At 65.8% G+C, this 19,419-nt stretch carries 15 protein-coding genes; 6 read left to right on the top strand and 9 right to left on the bottom strand.

All coding sequences use genetic code 11. From position 1 onward, the window contains the following. Nucleotides 1-2: 2 nt before the first annotated feature. Complete coding sequence (locus BST11_RS23150; protein ID WP_083140516.1) at nucleotides 3-1,445, top strand: condensation domain-containing protein; 1,443 nt, start codon at nucleotides 3-5, stop codon at nucleotides 1,443-1,445. A gap of 55 nt (nucleotides 1,446-1,500) precedes the next feature. After that, nucleotides 1,501-2,748, top strand: a complete 1,248-nt coding sequence (locus tag BST11_RS23145) for a glycosyltransferase (protein WP_083140514.1) — start codon at nucleotides 1,501-1,503, stop codon at nucleotides 2,746-2,748. 15 nt (nucleotides 2,749-2,763) lie between these two features. Here BST11_RS23145 and BST11_RS23140 read toward each other — a convergent pair whose 3' ends face one another. The 3 genes from BST11_RS23140 to BST11_RS23130 are packed head-to-tail and all read right to left on the bottom strand — an operon-like array spanning nucleotide 2,764 to nucleotide 5,674. Then, entirely contained in the window at nucleotides 2,764-3,564 is an 801-nt protein-coding gene (locus tag BST11_RS23140; protein WP_083140524.1) for a glycosyltransferase family 2 protein, read from the bottom strand. Nucleotides 3,565-3,596: 32 nt separating this feature from the next. Further along, nucleotides 3,597-4,844, bottom strand: a complete 1,248-nt coding sequence (locus BST11_RS23135) for a glycosyltransferase (RefSeq protein WP_083140512.1) — start codon at nucleotides 4,842-4,844, stop codon at nucleotides 3,597-3,599. Nucleotides 4,845-4,888: 44 nt separating this feature from the next. Beyond that, nucleotides 4,889-5,674, bottom strand: coding sequence for a phthiotriol/phenolphthiotriol dimycocerosates methyltransferase (locus BST11_RS23130; protein ID WP_083140510.1), 786 nt, complete (start codon nucleotides 5,672-5,674; stop codon nucleotides 4,889-4,891). 262 nt (nucleotides 5,675-5,936) lie between these two features. Between BST11_RS23130 and BST11_RS23125 the strand changes: the two genes are divergently transcribed. Further along, complete coding sequence (locus BST11_RS23125) at nucleotides 5,937-9,593, top strand: MMPL/RND family transporter (RefSeq protein WP_083140508.1); 3,657 nt, start codon at nucleotides 5,937-5,939, stop codon at nucleotides 9,591-9,593. A 4-nt stretch (nucleotides 9,594-9,597) separates the two neighbouring features. Here the strand turns inward: BST11_RS23125 and BST11_RS23120 are convergent, their stop codons facing one another. Next, complete coding sequence (locus BST11_RS23120; protein WP_083140506.1) at nucleotides 9,598-11,352, bottom strand: AMP-binding protein; 1,755 nt, start codon at nucleotides 11,350-11,352, stop codon at nucleotides 9,598-9,600. A gap of 122 nt (nucleotides 11,353-11,474) precedes the next feature. Here BST11_RS23120 and BST11_RS23115 point away from each other — a divergent pair, with 122 nt between their 5' ends. Further along, complete coding sequence (locus BST11_RS23115) at nucleotides 11,475-12,815, top strand: hypothetical protein (RefSeq protein WP_244897757.1); 1,341 nt, start codon at nucleotides 11,475-11,477, stop codon at nucleotides 12,813-12,815. Here BST11_RS23115 and BST11_RS23110 read toward each other — a convergent pair. Together BST11_RS23110 and BST11_RS23105 are read right to left on the bottom strand one after the other, a co-directional pair. Further along, nucleotides 12,768-13,736: a glycosyltransferase family 2 protein gene (locus tag BST11_RS23110; protein ID WP_083140504.1), complete on the bottom strand. Its 969-nt coding sequence runs from the start codon at nucleotides 13,734-13,736 to the stop codon at nucleotides 12,768-12,770. The genes BST11_RS23115 and BST11_RS23110 overlap by 48 nt on opposite strands. Beyond that, nucleotides 13,723-14,484, bottom strand: a complete 762-nt coding sequence (locus tag BST11_RS23105) for a GAP family protein (RefSeq protein WP_083140502.1) — start codon at nucleotides 14,482-14,484, stop codon at nucleotides 13,723-13,725. Before BST11_RS23105 ends, BST11_RS23110 begins: the two co-directional genes overlap by 14 nt. 195 nt (nucleotides 14,485-14,679) lie before the next feature. Between BST11_RS23105 and BST11_RS23100 the strand changes: the two genes are divergently transcribed. Then, on the top strand, nucleotides 14,680-15,627 hold the full coding sequence (locus tag BST11_RS23100; protein WP_083140500.1) for a glycosyltransferase family 2 protein: 948 nt from the start codon (nucleotides 14,680-14,682) through the stop codon (nucleotides 15,625-15,627). Here BST11_RS23100 and BST11_RS23095 read toward each other — a convergent pair. Both BST11_RS23095 and BST11_RS28715 read right to left on the bottom strand, forming a co-directional pair. Continuing rightward, nucleotides 15,624-16,616: a rhamnan synthesis F family protein gene (locus tag BST11_RS23095; RefSeq protein ID WP_083140498.1), complete on the bottom strand. Its 993-nt coding sequence runs from the start codon at nucleotides 16,614-16,616 to the stop codon at nucleotides 15,624-15,626. The two genes, BST11_RS23100 and BST11_RS23095, sit on opposite strands and share 4 nt — an antisense overlap. 461 nt (nucleotides 16,617-17,077) lie before the next feature. Beyond that, complete coding sequence (locus BST11_RS28715) at nucleotides 17,078-17,218, bottom strand: hypothetical protein (RefSeq protein ID WP_244897756.1); 141 nt, start codon at nucleotides 17,216-17,218, stop codon at nucleotides 17,078-17,080. A gap of 72 nt (nucleotides 17,219-17,290) precedes the next feature. On the opposite strand from BST11_RS28715, the gene BST11_RS23090 reads away from it, so the two are divergent. Then, nucleotides 17,291-18,325: a glycosyltransferase gene (locus tag BST11_RS23090; RefSeq protein ID WP_244897758.1), complete on the top strand. Its 1,035-nt coding sequence runs from the start codon at nucleotides 17,291-17,293 to the stop codon at nucleotides 18,323-18,325. A gap of 306 nt (nucleotides 18,326-18,631) precedes the next feature. Here BST11_RS23090 and BST11_RS23085 read toward each other — a convergent pair. Continuing rightward, on the bottom strand, nucleotides 18,632-19,419 hold a 788-nt coding region (locus BST11_RS23085), incomplete at its 5' end, for a class I SAM-dependent methyltransferase (protein ID WP_211284770.1).

Genomic DNA, 19,419 nt, shown 5'->3' with positions numbered 1-19,419 from the left:
ACGTGTTCATAGGTGGAGGCTCTGAGCACGACAGCCTGCGAGTTGGCAACGCCTACGACTGGAACCCGGAACCGGGACCCGTCGTAACGTGGGAACCCACACCCGGCTGTGCGGCGAAGGCTCGGCAGGCACCCGTCAGCCCGGTGCCGCCCAGCTCCATGCAGGCGGGCCACCTGCGTGGCTTCGTGGAGTTCCGGGACCGTGGCCTCGACTACTCGCGGGCGGTAATGGGTTCCTGGGAGGTGCCCGGCCGGTGCGACATTCGCGCGATGACGTACGTCATCAACGCGCATCTGCGCCGCCACGCGACCTACCACAGCTGGTTCGAATACTCCGACGACAACATCGTCCGGCACACCCTGAAGAATCCGCGCGACATCCAGTTCGTCGCGAAGGAGTACGGCGCGCTGACCCAGCAGGAATGGCGCGACCACGTGCTGGCGACCCCCGACCCGCTGCAGTGGGACTGCTTCAGGTTCGGGATCATCCAGTACGACGACCGCTTCGCGTTGTACGCGGTCGTCGACCACCTGCACTGCGACCCGATGTTGATCGCCGGGCTGTACGTGGAGATCGTGATGAACTACAACGCCCTGCTGGAGGGCAAGGCCCCCGTCACGCTGCCCCCGGCGGCCAGCTATGACGACTTCTGCATGCGCGAGCACGCCTGCGTGTCGGGAATGACGCTGGAGTCCCCGGAGGTGAAGAAGTGGATCGAGTTCGCCGAGGCCAACGGCGGAACCCTGCCGGACTTCCCGCTGCCGCTGGGTGACCAATCGATCCCGTGCGGCGGGGACACCCACGTCGAGCGGCTGCTGGGCCCGGAGGAAACGGCGCAGTTCGAGGCGCTCTGCCAGCAGGCGGGCGCCCGGTTCAGCGGCGGCCTGTTCGCCTGCGCGGCCCTGGCCCAGTACGAATTGACCGGTGCGGAAACCTATTACGGGCTCACGCCGACCGACAAGCGGAAGAGCCCGGCGGACTTCATGACGGTGGGCTGGTTCACCGGCGTGGTGCCGTTCACGGTTCCGGTCGACCCGAACTCGTTCGAGGAGACCGCCCGCGCGGCGCAGGCCTCGTTCGACGCGAACATGGACCTGGCCAACGTGCCGTTCGACAAGGTGCTGGAGCTGGCGCCCTGGCTGCGCCGGCACGGACCCCAGTTCACCATGATGAGCTACATGGACGCGGGCCTTCCTCCCCTGTCCGCCATCGTCGCCACCGCCCTGGACGGCGTGAACGCGACCGCGTTCACCGATGGCCGCAGCCCGGCGTACATGTACTCCACGGTGTTCCGCTTGTTCGATGAGGTCTCCATCATGGTGTCCTACCCGAACAACCCGGTCGCCCGCGAGTCCGTTCAGCGCTACACCGAGGCCATGAAGTCGGTCTTCGAGCGGGTCGTCGCGGGCAAGCTGGCCGCCGTTCCGGTTCGCGTAGCCAGGTAGGCTCCAAAGCGCTTCATCCCCGGGCGGGGATGGAGTGAAAGGCTGAGCTCCCTCGATGAAGTTTGTTCTGGCGGCCCACGGAACCCGCGGCGATATCGAGCCCGGCGCCACGGTTGGTGCGGAGCTGCGGCGCCGAGGGCACGACGTCCGAATGGCGGTGCCGCCCAACCTGGTTGACTTCGTCGAGGCCGCCGGCGTGCCCGCCGTCTCGTACGGACCGGACACGCGAGAGCAGGTCGTGGCGGTCGCGGATTTCACCCATAACGCGTTCAAGGTGCAGAATCCGGTCAACTTCATGCGCGACCTCAAGGAGCTTTTCGTCGAGGGCTGGGCCGACATGAGTCGCACCCTCACCTCGCTGGCCGACGGGGCCGACCTGTTGGTGACGGGTCAGACCTACCACGGGGTGGTGGCCAATGTGGCGGAGTACTACGACATTCCGGTCGCGGGGCTGCATCACTTCCCGGTGCGGGTCAACGGCCAGCTCGGCGTTCCCTTCCTGCCGTCCCCGGCGCCCGCGGTCCGCGCGACGTTGACCGCGGGTTGGTGGCTGTATTCGCGCATCACCAAGGCGAACGAGGACGCGCAACGCCGGGAACTCGGTCTGCCCAGCACCGCAGTTTCCGCGTGGCGGCGAATGGCCGAGAACGGAACGCTCGAGCTGCAGGCCTACGACCAGGCTCTGTTCCCCGGTCTTGCCGCGGAATGGAATGGCAAGCGCCCCTTCGTGGGTTCCCTCACGCTGGAGCTGGGGACGGACACCGACGACGAGGTCGCGTCCTGGATCGCCGCGGGAAAACCGCCGATCTACTTCGGTTTCGGCAGCACGCCGGTCTCCTCGCCCGCCGAGACGGTGGCGATGATCGCCGACGCCTGCGCCGAGCTCGGCGAACGCGCCCTGATCTATTCCGGCGCCGAGGGCACGGAAACCGCGTCCCGTTCCGACGTCAAGCTGGTCGGTCACGTCAACTACTCCACGATCCTGCCGACCTGCCGCGCGGCGGTGCACCACGGTGGCGCGGGCACGACGGCCGCCAGCCTGCGAGCCGGGCTGCCGACGTTGATCCTGTGGGACGTGGCCGACCAATTCATCTGGGCGACTCAGGTCAAGCGCCTCAAAGTCGGCTCCGCGAAACGACTTTCGAACATCACCCGGAAATCGTTGGTCAGGCGGCTCCGCAAGATCCTGGCGCCGGACTACGTGGCCCGGGCCCGTGAGATCGCCCCGAAGATGACCAAGCCCGCGGTCGGCGTCACCACCGCCGCCGACCTGCTGGAGCAGACCGTCCGCGTCGGCGTCTGAATTCGGCTGCGGGCCTTAAGGCTGCCGGCTGGCGGCGGCGTCCTGCTGGACGAGCGGGAATGACTTGTACCATTTGCGGCGGTGCGCCGCCCCCATCTCGCGCAGGATTCCCATGGCGGCGGGCCAGCCGTGCGTTTTGCGCAAGCCTTGAATCATCGCCCAGCTGGAACCCCAGTGATATTTGCGGCTGCCGAAGTGGGCGTTCGCGGTCCTGCGCCCGAAATGGTTCACGTAGGCCATCTCCGTTGTGTACAAACCGAATCCGGCCTTGCGCGCCCGCAACGCGAGGTCGAGATCGAGCCCCCAGCCGTAGCGCCCGAAGGTGTCCAGGTCCATTCCGCCGACGGCGTCCCAGCACTCGCGGGACATCACCAGCGCCGTCCCCTCGATGGCGGGCACCACCCGATATTGCGGCCGCGGAACGTAGCTCGCGGCGTCCGGTACGTCGCCGGCCACCGCGTAGGGGAAACCGATGTTGAACATCGGCCCCACCATGCCGACGTCCGCGGGCAGGCGCGGGTCGAGCAGGGCGGCGACGAATCCGCGCGAGAGGCGGGTGTCGTTGTTGAGCGTCATCGCGTGGGAGTAACCCTCCGCGAACGCGGTTCGGAATCCGAGCTCGCTGCCGCCGGCCCAACCGAGATTCTTACCGGGCGTGAGGACGCGTTCCTCGCCGATCCTGGGATAGTCGCCGCGGTTGTCGACGATCAGATAGTCGGCGCCCTCGCGCCGCAAATCGGCCAACAGCGCGTGTGTGTACTCGTGCTGCCCGTAAACCGGCACGGTGATCAGTAGGGACACAACCGGAGCGTACACCGGCTCGCCCGGCACCGACGGCGGTTCCGGCATCAGCCGAAACCTTCGCGGCGGGCCGCTTTTTCCAGCAGATCGGCGGCGGTGGCGACACTCTCGGCCGGCTTGGTCATCCGTGCCGCCAGCTCGCGCGCCCGGCCGGCACACGCCGGCGCGAGCACCGACACCAGGTCGGCGGCCAGCGTTTTGCGATTGGTGCTGGAGAACCGGCGGGCCGAGCCGACTTTCAGCTGCTTGATCTGGGCCGCCCAGATCGGCTGATCGGAGGTGATCCAGAGAATCAGAGCCGGGACGCCGGCCCGCAACCCGGCGGCGGTGGTGCCCGAACCGCCGTGGTGGACGACGGCGCGACAGGCCGGAAAGATCGCGGCGTGGTTCACCGCCGTCACAACCTTCACATGGTCGAAATCGGGGACGCCGGTGTCGGGCGCCCGTGAGCAGATCAGGGCCCGTTCGCCCAACTCGGCGCAGGCCCCGCCGATCATCGTGACGAGATCCTTCAGGGACCCGACCGGCATGCTGCCGAAGCCGAAGTAGATCGGCGGCGTGCCGGCGGCAATCCACGACACGACCTCATCGTCGGCCTCGGTGGGCCACTCCATGGTCAGCGCGCCGACGAAGGGCCGTCGAGCGCCCCACTCCGCGGACAACCCGGGGAAGCACAGCCCGTCGTAGGCCTGGATCTCCAGCGCGTTGCGCTCGGACATCCGTTGCGGCGCAGGGCAAGTGGCGTTCGGCAGCCCCAGCTCCCGGCGCTGGGCGTCCTCGGCGCCCCGGGTGAACCGCCAGTACATCCAGTCGAGGGTCTTCATCGTCGAGCGCACCAACGGCGCGGGCAGGCGCGCCGGGAACGCGATGTGACCGTTGGGCCGCATCGGATAGAAATGCAATGCGGCCAACGGGATGTCGTGGTACTCCGCGACGTTGGCGGCGATCTCCTGGTAGAGCTGGCCCGTCAGCAGCAGGTCGACGCCGTCCGCAAGCGGCGTGAGCGCGGCGCCCAGTTCTTCGAACCCCGCCCTGACGGGCTCCATGGCCTCGCGCGCCAACTTGACCGGATTGGTGAACTTCCACGAGTTGTGCAGGAAATCCTCGTCGAGCTGCTGCTGGGAATCCCGCTGCCCGTAGGCCACCGCGGACAGCCCGGCCGATTCCACGAAGCCGATCAGGTTGGGCGGCACCGCAACCCGGACATCATGGCCACGGCGCTGCAGCTCGCGGCCGACGGCCGCGAGGGGCTCGATGTCGCCGCGAGTTCCGTAGCTTGCCAAGGCAAACTTCATGAGGAGAGTTCAGCCTCTCGCGTTCGGTGCGCGCTGGACCCGCATCAATCCTTGGCGAAGTGGTAGACGCGGTAGGAGAACCCGCCGGAGCGGCGCAGATCCCAGTCCAACACGCCCACGCCGTAACGGATCAGGGAGTTCATGAATCCCGGCAGGCGGCCGCTGATCTGCTGCTGGGTGCGCCGCGTGTTGGCGTCCAGCCCGCGCTTGGCCTCTTTGTCGATGTCGCGTTCGGAGATCTTGCGCAGCGGCGCGTCGGCCAGCGCCGCCTCCCATTCGGCGACGACGGGGGCGCGGCGGGAATCGGTGTAGAGGAAATGCCCGCCGGGGCGCAGCACGCGCGCGACTTCCTGGAGGAAACCGGGAAAGTTCGGGTACTGATGGGAGGCCTCGACGTTGATCACCGCGTCGAAGGATTCGTCGGGGAAGGGCAGGTTTTGGGCGTCGCCCTGCACGAATTCCAGGCCCGAAAGCTGGTGCCGTTCCCGGCACTTGTCGATGCTGGCGGGGTTGAGGTCCAGCCCGGTGTAGGAGGCCGGGCCCAGGTTGCGCATGATGTACGACGCGCCCCCGCCGGCCCCGCAGCTGACCTCGAGCACCTTCTTGCCGGTGAGATCCACCTGCGAGGCGGTCACGTGATAGAGCTGGATGCAGTACCGGTTGGGCTCGTCGGATGCCGCCAGCGTCAGGCCCATCGGCGGGTCTTCCTCGTAACCGAAGTTGAAGAAAACCACGTCGTCGCCGACCTGGCGGGTGCCTAGGGGCAGAAAGTACTTCGTGGTGAGCTTGCCGACGAGCGGGTTGGATTGCAGGCGGTAACCGATGGCCATGGGGAGAGTGTTACACGGATCCGCCGGGCCCCACGCCGGATCGGCGCCGCTACGTGGTCGCCGACGGGTTTTTCGGGCTCGTTCGCACGCCGGATTCCGGGGCCTTGACCAGCGGATTCACCGTCAAGATCACGGCGGGATCACGGTCGCCGCGTAGATCTTGATTAGCCCGCGCGACGGCGGGCTTGATTGTAGGGTTGGTTGGGTGTCGAGCCGGACTGGCACGGGCGAGGCAGCCAAGCCTGGGGGAATCTTCGACCGCATGGGCGACATCGTCGTGCGGTGGCCGCTGCTTGTCATCGCGGGCTGGATCGCGTTGGCGGCGCTCCTCTGGCTGGTCTTTCCGCCGCTGATGGTAGAGGCCGGCAGGCACGAGCAAAAGCCCCTGCCGGACAACGCCCCCACCGTGCTCATCAACCAGGAAATGGCCGAGGCCTTCGCCACTCCCGGCAAGGACTCCGCCGCCCCGAAGGCCCCCGGGGACGCCAAAAAAGCCGGGGACCCCGCCGGGGACGGGGGCGGGGACAACCCGTTGGGCGGCGGCGGCTCCCTCCTGATGATCCTGCTGACCGACGAGAACGGCATCTCGCCCGCCGACGAGGACGTCTACCGCAAGCTGGTGGACAAACTGCACCAAGACAAAGCCGACAGCATGACGGTGCAGGACTTCCTCACCACCCCGCAGATGCGTGAGGTCCTGGCGAGCAAGGACGGCAAGGCGTTCATCCTGCCCGTTTCTTTCCCCGGCGCGGCCACCGCGCCGACGACGATCGCGGGCTACCACCACGTCAAGGACATCGCCAAACAGGTGACCGAGGGAACGTCGCTGACCGCCTACGTCAGCGGGCCCGAGGCCACCCTCGCCGACGCCACCGAAATGGCGATGGAAGACGCGCACTTCATTGAGATCGGCACCGTGGCGGCCGTGCTGCTCATCCTGTTCCTCATCTATCGCAACGTGGTCACCATGTTGCTGCCGCTGCTCAACATCGGTGCATCCATCGCGGTATCACAGGGCCTCTTGTCCGGGCTGAGCACCCAGTTCGGCCTGCCGGTGATCTTGCAAAGCCTCGTGTTGATGACCGCGGTCATGGTCGGAGCGGGAACGGACTACGCCGTCTTTCTCATCAGCCGCTATCACGACTATGTGCGGCAGGGCCATGGCTCCGATCAAGCGGTCAAGATGGCGATGATGTCGATAGGCAAGGTCATCACGGCATCGGCGGCCACCGTCGCGGTCGCCTTCCTGGCGATGGCTTTTACCAAGCTGCAAGTGTTTTCGGCCGTCGGGCCGGCTATTTCGATTTCGGTCGTCGTGGCATTGCTGTCCGCGATCACCCTGCTGCCCGCCCTGATGGCACTCGCCGGCCGACGCGGCTGGATCAAGCCCGGACGCGACCGGACCACTCGCATGTGGCGGATCATCGGAACGCGCGTCGTGCGCCGGCCCAAGATTCATTTGGTCGGAAGCCTGGTCGTGCTCATCGCTTTGGCCAGTTGCACGAGCGTGATGCGGTTCAACTACGACGATCTCAAAACGCTGCCGGCGTCGGTAGACAGCTCCAAGGGATACGACGCGATGAACGCCCACTTCCCGGCGAACGCGCTCACACCCATGGTGCTGTTCATCAAGTCGCCGTCCCACGACTTGAGGACGCCTACCGCCCTCGCCGACCTCGAGCAGATGGCCAGCCGGGTGAGCCAGCTGCCCGGCATCACCATGGTGCGGGGCTTGACCCGGCCCAACGGGGAACCGCTGGAGCAGACCAAGATCTCGTTCCAGGCCGGAGAGGTCGGCAACAAGCTTTCCGAGGGCTCCACCCAGATTCAGGAGCATGGGAACGACCTGGACCGGCTGGTGAACGGCTCCAACCAGCTGGCCGACGCGCTGGCCCAGCTTCGCGATCAGGTCAATGGGGCGGTGACCAGCCTGGGCCCGGCCGTCGCGGCGCTGACGGCGATGGAGCAGCTGGCGGGCGGCGACCGCACCATCAACGCGCTCGACCAGGGCGCGGCGATGACCGGGCAGATGAAGAAGCTCGGCGACAACCTCAACATGTCCACCGTGAACGCCGAAAACATCGCCGCCTGGGCCGGCCCGATGCTCGTCGCCCTCAACAACAGCCCGGATTGCAATGCCGACCCGGGCTGCGTGAACTCCCGTGCCAGCCTGGCCGCCATGGTGCAGGCCAACAACGACGGCACCCTCAACTCGATCAAGATCATGGCCCACAACCTGCAATCGGCGGGGCAGGCGCAGACCGTCGGGCAGACGCTGGACAAGGTTCAGCAAACGCTGACCCAGGCCTCCAGCGCCATGAAGACGATCAAGAACCTGCAAACCACGATGGGCCAGGCGGAGCAGGGCGCCAATGCGCTCGCCGACGGCAGCCGCGCGATCGCCGGCGGGGTGAAGGAACTGGTCGATCAGACCAGGAACATCGGTAGCGGCCTCGGCGAGGCATCGCAATTCCTGCTGAGCATGAAGCACGACACCGACAACAAGCCGTCCATGGCCGGCTTCAACATCCCACCGCAGATCATGACGAGGGACGAGTTCAAAAAGGGCGCCGCGATCTTCCTCTCCCCCGACGGGCACGCGGCCCGGTACCTGATCCAAAGCGCCATCAACCCGTTCTCCACCGAGGCCATGGATCAGATCCCGAAGATCGTCAAGGCCGCTCAGTCGGCGCAGCCGAACACCGAACTGTCGGACGCCAAGGTCGCGGTGGCGGGTCTGCCCAGTGGGCTCGACGACACCCGCAACTACTACAACGACGACATCGGTTTCATCGTCTTCGCGACCATCCTCATCGTGTTCCTGATCCTGGTCGGCTTGCTGCGGGCGGTCATCGCGCCGCTGTACCTGATCGGTTCGGTGCTGCTTTCGTATTTGTCCGCAATGGGTCTCGGCGTCCTGGTGTTCCAGATGTTGCTCGGACAGAACCTGCACTGGAGCCTGCCCGGATTGTCGTTCATCCTGCTCGTCGCGGTCGGCGCGGATTACAACATGCTGCTCATCTCTCGGATCCGCGACGAGTCGCCCCACGGCGTGCGCGTCGGTGTCATTCGCACCGTGGGTTCGACCGGTGGCGTGATCACCTCCGCCGGTCTGATCTTCGCCGCCTCGATGTTCGGGCTGATGACCGCCAGCATCTACACCATGGCCGAGGCCGGGTTCATCCTCGGGATGGGCATTTTGATCGACACCTTCCTGGTGCGCACGATCACGGTGCCGGCCATGGCCGCGCTGATCGGCCAGAAGAACTGGTGGCCCTCACACCTCGGCAAGAGCGCGGCCCAGGTGTACGCGGCACACCAACGCAAGCAGCAACAGCTGGAACAGCTGACCGACCAATTGGTCCGGATGAAGGTGATTCCCAACCGTGAAGCTTTGGCACCGGCTTCCGCGGGGGCGAACGGGGCCGCCCCGCCGTTGATTCCGGACGACCTGCTGGTCCGCCTGAAACTCGTTCCGCCCAGCCACAAGTCGCGCGCCAAGTCACGTCGACCGCGGTCGAGCGGAATCGCTAAAGCCGCGAATATCCGACGGTCCAGCCGGCGTGCGCCCGAGCACGCGCTGCCCCTATTCGACCTGAGCGGCCTGCCGGATCACGTGACCGACGATCTGCGCGATTCGGCGCTAGATCTTCCGTCGGCCACCACCGGTTACGGCGGTGGTGGCACGGGTGACGGCGATCTGGACCTTGGTCACTCGTTGCCGCTGTTCGGGCAGGACTTCCTGTCGCGTCGGCCGATCACCGTCGGCGCCAACGGAAATGGGCATTCGAACGGCAACGGACACGGGGAACAGTCCGTCGCGGACGACGCCGACAATTCACTGCCGCTCTTCGGTGCGGGTACCGCGATACCCCGGGCCACCAATGGCAACGGGGGCGGCAAACACCCGCCCCTCTAGCGGGTTACGCGTCCAACCGGACGAACTCATCCTGTCGATAGAGTTCGACGCACTGCGACCGCCTGATCTTGCCGCTGGTGGTGATCGGAATCGAGCCCGGCGACACCAGAACCAGATCCGCCACTTTCAGCCCGTGTGACTTCGAAATCGCCGACGTGACTTCGCGTTTCACGCCGCGCAGCCGGTCGACGACCTCCTCTTCGGAATCGCCGCGCTTCTTCATCTCGATGATCGCGACCAGCTTTTCGACGCCCTTGTCGGGAACCGCGATCGCCGCACACCGTCCCGCGGTGATCTCCTGGATGGTGGCCTCGATGTCGTCGGGCGAGTGGTTGCGCCCGTAGACGATCAACAGGTCCTTGATGCGGCCGATGATGTACAGCTCGCCGTCGGAGAAGAAGCCTGAGTCCCCGGTTCTCAGCCAGGGGCCTTCGGGTGTCCCCTCGGACGGGTTGACGATCGTTCCGCCGAAGACCCGCTGGGTCTCCTCGGGTTTCTGCCAATAGCCCAGGGCGATGTTGTCGCCGCGTATCCAGATTTCGCCGGCCGTCCCGTCCGGACACTCACGGCCGGTGTCGGGATCGACGATGCGCGTCAGGGTCGACTGCTGGCTGCCATAACTGACCAGCGGTGTGCCGCCGCCATCCAGGCACGGGATCGCTTGGCCGGCAGGCAATTTCTCGGCGTCGAACTGACCGATCTTCGGCGGTTCACCCACCCGGCGACTCGCGATGTACACCGTGGCCTCGGCCATGCCGTAGGAAGGCCGCAACGCCTTGGGGTCGAAATTGAAGGGGGCGAACCGGTCCGCGAATCGCTTGAGGGTCGCGGGCTGCACGCGCTCGCTGCCGTTGAGGATCGTGTGCACACCGCCGAGATCGAGCCCGGCCAGGTCGGCGTCCGACGTCTTGCGCACCGCGAGCTCGTACGCGAAGTTCGGCCCCGCCGAAATCGTGCAACCGTGGTGCGCCAGCATCTGCATCCAGCGGGCCGGCCGCTGCAAGAACCCCACCGGGCTGGAAAGCAGCGTCGGCACTCCCGCCAGGATCGGCATGATGATCCCCAAGAGCAGGCCCATGTCATGGTAGAGCGGCAGCCACGACACCACCGTCATGTCGGGCGGCGCCACCCCGCCCTCGGGCGCGAAGAAGTCGCCCATGATCTGCTCGAAATTGGCGAAGACGTTCTTGCTGGAGACCATGACGCCCGCGGGTGTCCGGGTGGACCCGGATGTGTACTGCAGGTAGATGAATTCCGACCCGTCGGGGGTGCCGGCGCGGGGTCTCGGCCCGGCGGGCCGCTGCCGCGTCTCGAGGTCCAGCAAATCGACTTCGACGATCGACGGCGCGGACGCGCCCTGCTGCGACTGCACGGAAGCGCTGACCAGCTCCGTGACCGCGGACGAAGTGAGGACAACCGTGGGCGACGTGTCGGCCAGCACGGAGATGGTGCGTTCGTCGTGCGCCCCGCCATAGGGGACCGAAAGCGGTACCGCGACAAGGCCGGCCTGCAGGGCGCCGAGAAAGCTCAGGACGTAGTCGAGCCCCTGCGGGGCGAGGATGAGCGCCCGGTCACCGGTCGACCCGTGGGCCCTCAGCTGCTCGCCCAGGTTGACCACGCGCTTATACAACTGCGACCACGTCAGGGTCTGTGCGACGCCATCCCAATCCTGCTCGTAGTCAAGGAATGTGAACGCCGGGTCGTTGGGCTGCAGGCTCGCGCGTTCGCGCAGCACGGCAGGGATCGTAGACTGAACCACGGGCAACACACTACCTTCGTCGAGGGCATTTCCGGCCAGGAACGGCCAGGTTGCAACCGTAACAACACGCCCTCCAGGCCGCAGCGACCCGCCCCGCCAGCAAATAAACTAGCGTGAACGCGGTGGACAACCGACTCGCACACATGGACCAGGCGTCCTACCTGGGTCTGCGGGCGCTTGGCTACGGGGCGCTGGTGCAGTTCATCTGGATCTACAACCGACCGGTAGATCTTGACGGTTTGCGCCGTTTCCACCGCAATCTCGGATATGGGCTGTTGGGGCGGCTGGTCGAACCGTCCCCGCTGCCTTTCGCGCGCGATCGGTGGGTCGTGTCGCGGGGGCCGGCGGACATCGACGTCGCCCAAACACCGCGCCCCCGTGCAACTCTGAACGCCTGGCTGTACGAGCGGGCCTGCCTGCCGCTGGACCCCGAATACGGGCCCAGTTGGCACATCGGGGTGCTCCCCCTGGACGACGGCGGGGGCGCGGTCTGCCTGACGACGTCGCACACGCTGGTCGACGGCCTCGGGATCCTGCGGGCGCTCGCGGACGCGGCAAACGGAAGGACCCGCTACCTGGGCTACCCCTATCCCCGTTCGCGCGCCCGCCGGCGGGCCATCGCGCAGGACGTCCGCGAAACCATCGCCTCCGCACCGGAACTGGCGCGGGCGGCGCGGGCGACGTTGCGCATCGCCCGGCACCGGCGCGGGGACGTCGTCGCCTCGGTGAGGTCGGCACCACCGGCCCCGCGACGAGCCGGCGACGACCTGCCGCCCGTCGTGGTGCCCTCCCTGATCGCCTTCCTCGACGTGGCGGAATGGGATGCGTGCGCGAAAAGCATTGGCGGAAACAGTTTCACGCTCTTCGCCGGGTTCGCGGGCAGGCTGGGCGTGCGAATGGGACGCGTTTGCGACGACGGAACGGTCACCCTGTCGTTCCCGATCAGCGATCGCACCGAAGACGATACGCGCGGCAACGCGGTGGTGTTCCCCACCGTTTCGCTCGACCCGAAGCGGCTGTCCACGGACCTGGGGGAAGCTCGTCTCAAGTTCAAGCAAGCGTTTGCCGACCTGGCCGGGATCACCGAGGGGCTGTTGGGGCCGCTGCCACTGACCTCGTTGACCCCGAAGTGGGTGGCGCGCAGGGCGGCGGGAATGGGGCTCGGTGCGGCCGCCCGCCCCATCGGTTGCTCCAACATCGGAGACATGCCCCCCGACGTGATGCGCCCGGACGGCACCGACGCCGACTACGCGTCCGGAAGGTTGATCGAACCCGGCATCAACAGGCGCGCCCTCGAGCGCGTCGGCGGCCAGCTGTTTCTGGCCTCCGGGCGTGGCGCGGGGAAGATCTTCGTCACGGTGAACGCCTACCTTCCGGGCCGGGCGAACTCTCAGGAGGCGCTGCGCGAGGACGTCTCACGCACGTTCGGCGAGTTCGGGCTGACCGCCGAGATTTTCGGCTAGCCTCCGGGCGCGGGAAAACTCGCCAAAGGGCGCCCGCGCCAACGTCTTCAGGTGCAATCCCCGCTGCGGCCCGAAGGCCGCGATTTCCACGACCAGCGCCAGCCACGCGGGAAACCACCAGAGCCGCGCCAGGATCCGGATGGACCGCGGTGACACCGGATCGACGGCCAGCCAACTGAGGATGCGCAACTGGTCGAGCAGGTAGCGTCGGCTGCTCATGACGTGCGTCGTTTCCGTGCCCTTCATGTGGCTGCGCACCGACAACTCCCGGGGCACGAAGCAGACCGTCGATCGCAGCATCAGGCGCAACCAGAAATCCACGTCGACGAGCTGGTAGATGTCGTTGCGTAGGCCACCCGCCTCCAGCGCCAGCCGGCGCCGAAACATCACGCAGGTCGGCTCCCCCACCCAGTTTTCCTTGGCGCCGTGCAACGCGACCTGGCGCACCAACGAGGGCCCGTCGTTGCGTTCCCGCAGGTTGCGGAAGTGCGTGTGCATTTTGCCGTACCGCCGCTGCCACCGCTCGTCGTTACCCACCACTTGTCGGGGCGCGAACGCCAGCCCGACGGCCGGGTCCTCGAAGTAAGGGGTGAGCGTCGCCAGGGCGCCGGGTAGCAGCCAGTCATCGCCGTGCACGAACTGGACAAACGTGCCGCGCGCCAGCTCCAGGCATTTGTTGTGGTTGCCGTTGAGGCCAAGGCGCGGCTGGTTCTTCACCAGCCGGTCCCCGGGCCGCAGCATCGAGGCGGCGATCGCGGCGCCGTCGTCGGTCGAATCGTCGTCGACCACCAGGATCTCGAAGTCGACGTCCTCCTGGTCCAGGATGCTGCGCAGGCAGCGCTCGATCGTGCCGGCGTTGTTGTACAGCGGCACGCAAACCGAGACCAGCGGGGTGGCCGGGGGACCGTCAGAGAGCGACAAGACCCTGGGTCAGCAGTATGAGCCCGGTGCCGCCAAAACTGACCTGCATGATCTGCTGACGGTACGTCCGCAGCCAGGTCTGGAGCCGCAGCATCAGCGCCAGGGTCTGGTCCGGCTTGGCCAGGTAGGCGACCAGCGGAATCTCGATGACCGCCAGCACCATGAGGGTGAACACGACGAACGCGACAAACTGCGTGGTGAGGGCCGCCCCCGAGCCCATGATGAAGGCCAACAACACCACGCCCTCGTACGGCGGAAACGACGAGGCGAGGCCGACCAGGAATGCTGGCCAGACCACGTCGGTGTTCAGCATTTCCTGGGTGCGGGCGCCCAGTCGCTGGAAAACACCGCGCGGACGCTCCTCGACCAGGGTGTCCCCGGCGACGCCGCCCGCCGGAACCGCCGTCGCGGGTACCTGCGCCGCCGCCCGCGCCCGGGCCGTCATGACCGCGAGAACCACCAGCGCGAGCACACCGAGGGTGATCTGCAGACGCGCGCCCTCGAGGAAGAAAATTGTGGACCTGACCTGCGAAATCGCCGTTCCCACGTTGCGGATGGCCACCAGCGCGGTCTCGCGCATCAGCAACAGGACACCGATGGCGACGCCGACACCCGCGACAATGCCGCCGAGCCAGAAGGCGAACAGGTTCAGCATCGGCCGCCGCCGCGTCAACAAGACGACCGCCAGCCCCAGTCGGACGGGGTCAATCGCCATCCCAAACCCGCAAAGCAGCACGAAAGTCCACATCAGTGGGGACGCTACCTTGCCGGGCCGTATCTCGTGGCGTAACTGGCGAATTCGTTCGTTCGGCGTCCAACCCTTGCCGGTGCCGACAACCCGCATTTTCAGGCCTCGCCCGCACTGCCGCAACTCGTCCGGGTCGGGATCGACCGGGGGCTATGCTCAAGCCGATTTCGCGCACGGTTCGTTGATGGAGGGGGCATGGTCGCCAATCCCGCTCTCTCGGTGTGCGTGCCGATGTTCAACAACAGCGCCACCATCGCGCGTTGCCTGCGCAGCATCCTCGATCAGGACGGCGTCGAATTCGAGATCCTGGTCGTCGACGACGAGTCGTCCGACGATTGCGTCGCGATCGCCGAAACAATGTTGCGGCCCGGAGACCGGCTGGTGCGCAACGAGTCCCGCCTGGGCCTGAACGGAAACCACAACAAGTGCTTGGAACTCGCGCGGGGCACGTGCATCCAATTCGTCCATGGCGATGATTGGTTGCTGCCGGGCGCGCTCCAGGCCCTGCTGGCTTGCTTCGACGACCCTGCGGTGGGCATGGCGTTCGCCCCCCGGCGCGTGGTGCAGGACGAAAACCTTCCGTGGCGGCGCCGGGTGGGCCCCGCGCACAAACATTTTTTGCGGCTTCGCGAACACAACCGCGGAACGTGGCTTGTCGCGCAGCAGTTGCTGCGTGGCGGCGCCGGCAACTGGATAGGCGAGCCGACCTGCGTGATGTTCCGCCGCCGGCTCGCACTCGATGCCGGCGGTTTTCGGGGAGACATCTACCAGCTCGTCGACCTGGATTTCTGGTATCGCCTGATGGTCCGGTCGAAGGTGTGTTTTCTGCCCCAGGAGCTGTCGGTGCGCACCCACACGGCCACCAACGAATCGATGCACATCGTCAAGGCGGGGCGCAACTGGCTGGACCAGCTGCGGATTCTCACGTGGCTCATCGTCGACCCGGCGTCGTCCGCCGTCATTCGCGCCATCGCGGGAGTGTGGTGGTCAATCACGTGGCTGGCCCTGCCTTTTCGGGTGTTGGCCTTCGGACCGGACCGGCGGGCGCGGCTGAAGACCTTGGCCCGGGTCCCCGTCGGCGAATTCGCCCGCGCGCGCCGGTGGCGCGAGGGGCTTGCCACGCCGGCGCGGCGGCCTTCCTAGGCCGGTTTGACCCACGTCGGCGGCCCGCAGCCGAGCCGGTCGAGGTTTGCCTGGATGAGCTCGTAGGGATAGTCGGTGCGCTGCTCGATGAAGTCGCGCAACCGCGCCATGGAGTCGTGCCAGGGGTCGTTGTATCGCGGCAGGCTCGCCTTGAGGAAGGGAAAACGGAAGTGCTCGATGAGGCCGTCCCAGTAGTAGAGGGTGTGGTTGAACGGTTCCCCCGAGAACTTGCTCGCCCACTGGTGTTCCGCGGACCGCTCATACGTCGCCCGGATGTCGGCGACCGACACGAACGGCTTGATGCTGAGCCCCGCATCCCGAGCGCGCCTGGACAGCCCGATCTCGTATCGGTCGACGATGTTGACCTTGTCGACTATGTAGGTAAAGCCGTTCCAGAAGTCCTCGAGGAAGGGACGGGTCCGCACATTGAGGTCCCACGCCAGGAAAAACGACTGCAGGTGGACGCCAAACTCGGCGCTTTCGATGGCGCCGTACATGTCGGCGCCGTGGAACGAGCCCCACATCTCTGCGAGCGGAAAAAGCGGCCCGAACACGCTGTCGTTGGCGAGGACCAGGCGGTCGAAATGATCGAGCGACCAGCCGCGCTGCTTGAGGATGGACCACGCCAGGTGCCACGAGCCGAAGTCCATGCACAGCGTGCGCCGAGTGTAGATGCCGGCACAGAGGTCGCGGACTGGTGCGACGGAGCCCGGTGTGAGCCTTGGCGTGCCGGAGACGAACAGGATCGTTGCGCCCAGCTGGTATAGAAACTTGAGGTAATAGACGACGTAGGGGTCGACGATTCCCTGGGAGTCGAAGTGTGCGAACAAGACCAGCGTGCCGCGACCCGGCGGCGGCCGGGGTGGCAGCTCCTGGTGCGTTTGGCGGATGAAGCGTAGTGCGTTGCCACATAAGCGGTATGGCACGGCGTCCAGGTAGCGGCGGGCGCGCCCGGCCTCAGCGCGCAGCCTACGCAGCACGTTGGACATAAGTGGCCCGGCGAGCCGTCGGGGAAACAAATATGACGGACAGCAATATGGGACTTGACATCCCGTCCGGGGGCACACTTTGATTCCCGACGCTGCCCTGGTCGCTGCGCGAGGTCTGACAAATCGCGCCCTTGCTCTGCGGACGAGTCTTTGATTCGTTGGCTACCGCGCCGCAGCGAAACTGTTGCCACACACAAGAGACATTAATCGCGCCGCTTGTCGCCAAGCCAGAGCAACGCACGGTGATGCAGTCTGATGCGCAGAGCACCGAGCTCGCCACAGACGTCGCAGGCTTCTAGGGCGTCACCGCAACCCGCCCGATCTTAACTGCGTTCATGCCACGCTTGAGATCGGTGATTCCAGCCCGCCGCAGAAACCTGCTCGCTATGCTTCGCGAGCGTGCGCTGTATGTCCGTCGACGACCGGCCCCCGGAGGCCGCAATCCTGCTCGAACGTGCCGTTCAGGGCAGGTCCCGCAGGAAGCGCCAACCATCGCTTCCGGCCACCTCCGAACTAACGACGTCGGCCGACGTGGCCGCAACCGAAGACGTGTCCTGGCGGACCGTCTTGCTGCCCGCTGCGGTCGACGTAGCGTACGACATCACACAGATCCTTACTGCCACGCAGAAGGGAAGTTGACAGTGACCGACAATGCGGCCTCGAACCCACCAAAGGTGAGCGTGGTGTCGACGACCTACAACCAAGAGGCCTACGTTCGCCAGGCGTTTGACGGTGTAATCGCGCAGGAGACCGACTTTACCGTGGAATTCATCGTCGCTGACGATGCCTCGACCGACTCAACGCCCGCCATCATCCGGGAATATCTCGAACGTCACCCCGACTTATTCCGGCCAATCTTTAGGTCCGAGAACGTTGGATATAAGGCAAATCTGTTCAGCGCCTTCGCAGCTGCCCGCGGTGACTACATCGCGTGGTGCGAGGGGGACGATTACTGGATCGACCCGATGAAGCTCAGCAAGCAGGCGGCATTCCTTGACAACCATCCGGAAACGGCGGTGTGCTTCCATCCCGTGCGAGTCAGCTGGGAGGGCGGCGTGGCCGATGATTACGAGTTTCCCCCGCCCGACTGGCGCTTCGATCTAAGTTTGGAGCGGCTACTCAGGCGGAACTTCATACAGAACAACTCGGTCATGTACCGCCGCCTGCCTCGTTACGATGACGTACCGGCGGCGAGCGCGTGTTGCGACTACTACTTGCACGTACTGCACGCAGTCCACGGAGGCATCGCCTTGCTGCCGGATACGATGGCGGTCTACCGCCGCCACCCTGAAGGCATGTTCTCCGACGCGGTCGCGGACCCGCGGAAGTTCTGGCTGACTCACGGTCTCGGGCACGCGGCCACGTTCGACGTGATGATCGGCTTGTTTTCCGACGACCCCGTTCGCGAGGAGATTCTCGGCGAGCAGGTCGATCGGATTCTCTCCGAGATCGCGAAAGTTCCAGGCCCCGAGGGGCGCGCGGTGCTTCTGGATCTCATCACGCAGCACCCGCGGTGTGCGATGGTTGCCTTGCGGCACCGCTGCGCCCAGCCGCCCTGGCGGCGGCTCAAGGACAGGCTCTCCACCGAAGTGTCGGATTGGCGGGCTCGTCTCTACGTCAACTCCGCGCAATTCGTACGCCAGCTGACGCGAGGCAACCGTCCCACGGATGCACTCGGCCGCAGGCACGCAGCATCCCCTCGTCCATAATGGCGTAGTCACCCGAATTAATGCGCGAACTATGGGAAGCGCGATGGGATGCCTGGGCGATACTCGGCAAAAGGTAGAGACTTATCGCATTCATCAACCGAGCCACCAAGGTGAACGACGGGCGGCCACGCGAGATTCGCCTCGACGACGCAGAAAGATACATGCCAACAGCTGCCTATCGTAGGCAGCCATATGGTCGTAAGGAACTCCTTGCGACCTCAGCGACCTCCGCGCGCAGCAGCCTTCACTAGTGCCGGGATCGCATCGATCGCCAACGCACAGCCCCAGCTTTTATAAGCGCGAGAGTCAGGCGGTAGCTTCGAGAATTAGCGCTTCGACTCGGTTTGCCTTATCGGGAATCCAATCCGCGTGCCGGTCCACGCCAACTAATTCAGCATGGTCAGACATCCTGGGGTCACAACGGACGATCTGACGGAACCCGGCCCGCGCCAGCACCTGGCGCAACATGCCTTCATCGTAGAGATGGATGTGGCCGAATTCATGCATCATGAGGTTCAGTGCGTGAACTGGGTTAGCTTCGTCATCACGCTGTGCTGCTGACCCGAACGTGCGGTTGAACCAGCGAATATAGTCGTGAACGTCCGGGTCATCGGAGTCGGGCAGCAGTCGGATCACCTCCAGGTCCGGCGTTGAGATGCGCAATACCCCTCCAGGCTGGAGCACCCGATGGGCTTCGCTTATCACCCGCAACCCCGCCTCGTAAGGGACGTGTTCGATCATGTGCTCACAAGCCATGTATCGAAAGGACGCTGATGGCATCGGCCACCGCTTGGTCGCGTCGAGATACACGGTCTCACGTCGGAGCGGTATTAGATCGGTACATAGCCAGCCGTCAATCACGTCGGGTCCGGAACCGATGGAGAGACACCGTTTCTCAGGTGAAACCTCATGGAAATAGCGGTCGATCTGGCGGGACCGGCGAATCCGGCCTGCCGCCTTGGCACTCAACGTCGAGGTCTGATCGTAAACGGGAACGCCCTGGAGGACTGTGTCTAACCTGACTTGGCTCACGTTGCCGGATTGACGACGATCGCAGGGCCCTGAGCTGTGGTTTCTTTGTCGGTTCGGGCTGA

This window comes from Mycobacterium alsense, assembly GCF_002086635.1.
GTDB lineage: Bacteria > Actinomycetota > Actinomycetes > Mycobacteriales > Mycobacteriaceae > Mycobacterium > Mycobacterium alsense.
Note: the sequence above shows the minus strand (reverse complement) of the source record. Positions and strands in the feature narration are given on the sequence as shown.

Coding starts and splice junctions, on each gene's coding strand:
- BST11_RS23105 (WP_083140502.1), bottom strand. CDS start 14,484: ATGTGGACTTTCGTGCTGCTTTGCGGGTTTGGGATGGCGATTGACCCC.
- BST11_RS23130 (WP_083140510.1), bottom strand. CDS start 5,674: ATGGCCATCGGTTACCGCCTGCAATCCAACCCGCTCGTCGGCAAGCTC.
- BST11_RS23125 (WP_083140508.1), top strand. CDS start 5,937: ATGGGCGACATCGTCGTGCGGTGGCCGCTGCTTGTCATCGCGGGCTGG.
- BST11_RS28715 (WP_244897756.1), bottom strand. CDS start 17,218: ATGTCGTACGCTACGTCGACCGCAGCGGGCAGCAAGACGGTCCGCCAG.
- BST11_RS23145 (WP_083140514.1), top strand. CDS start 1,501: ATGAAGTTTGTTCTGGCGGCCCACGGAACCCGCGGCGATATCGAGCCC.
- BST11_RS23135 (WP_083140512.1), bottom strand. CDS start 4,844: ATGAAGTTTGCCTTGGCAAGCTACGGAACTCGCGGCGACATCGAGCCC.
- BST11_RS23095 (WP_083140498.1), bottom strand. CDS start 16,616: ATGTCCAACGTGCTGCGTAGGCTGCGCGCTGAGGCCGGGCGCGCCCGC.
- BST11_RS23100 (WP_083140500.1), top strand. CDS start 14,680: ATGGTCGCCAATCCCGCTCTCTCGGTGTGCGTGCCGATGTTCAACAAC.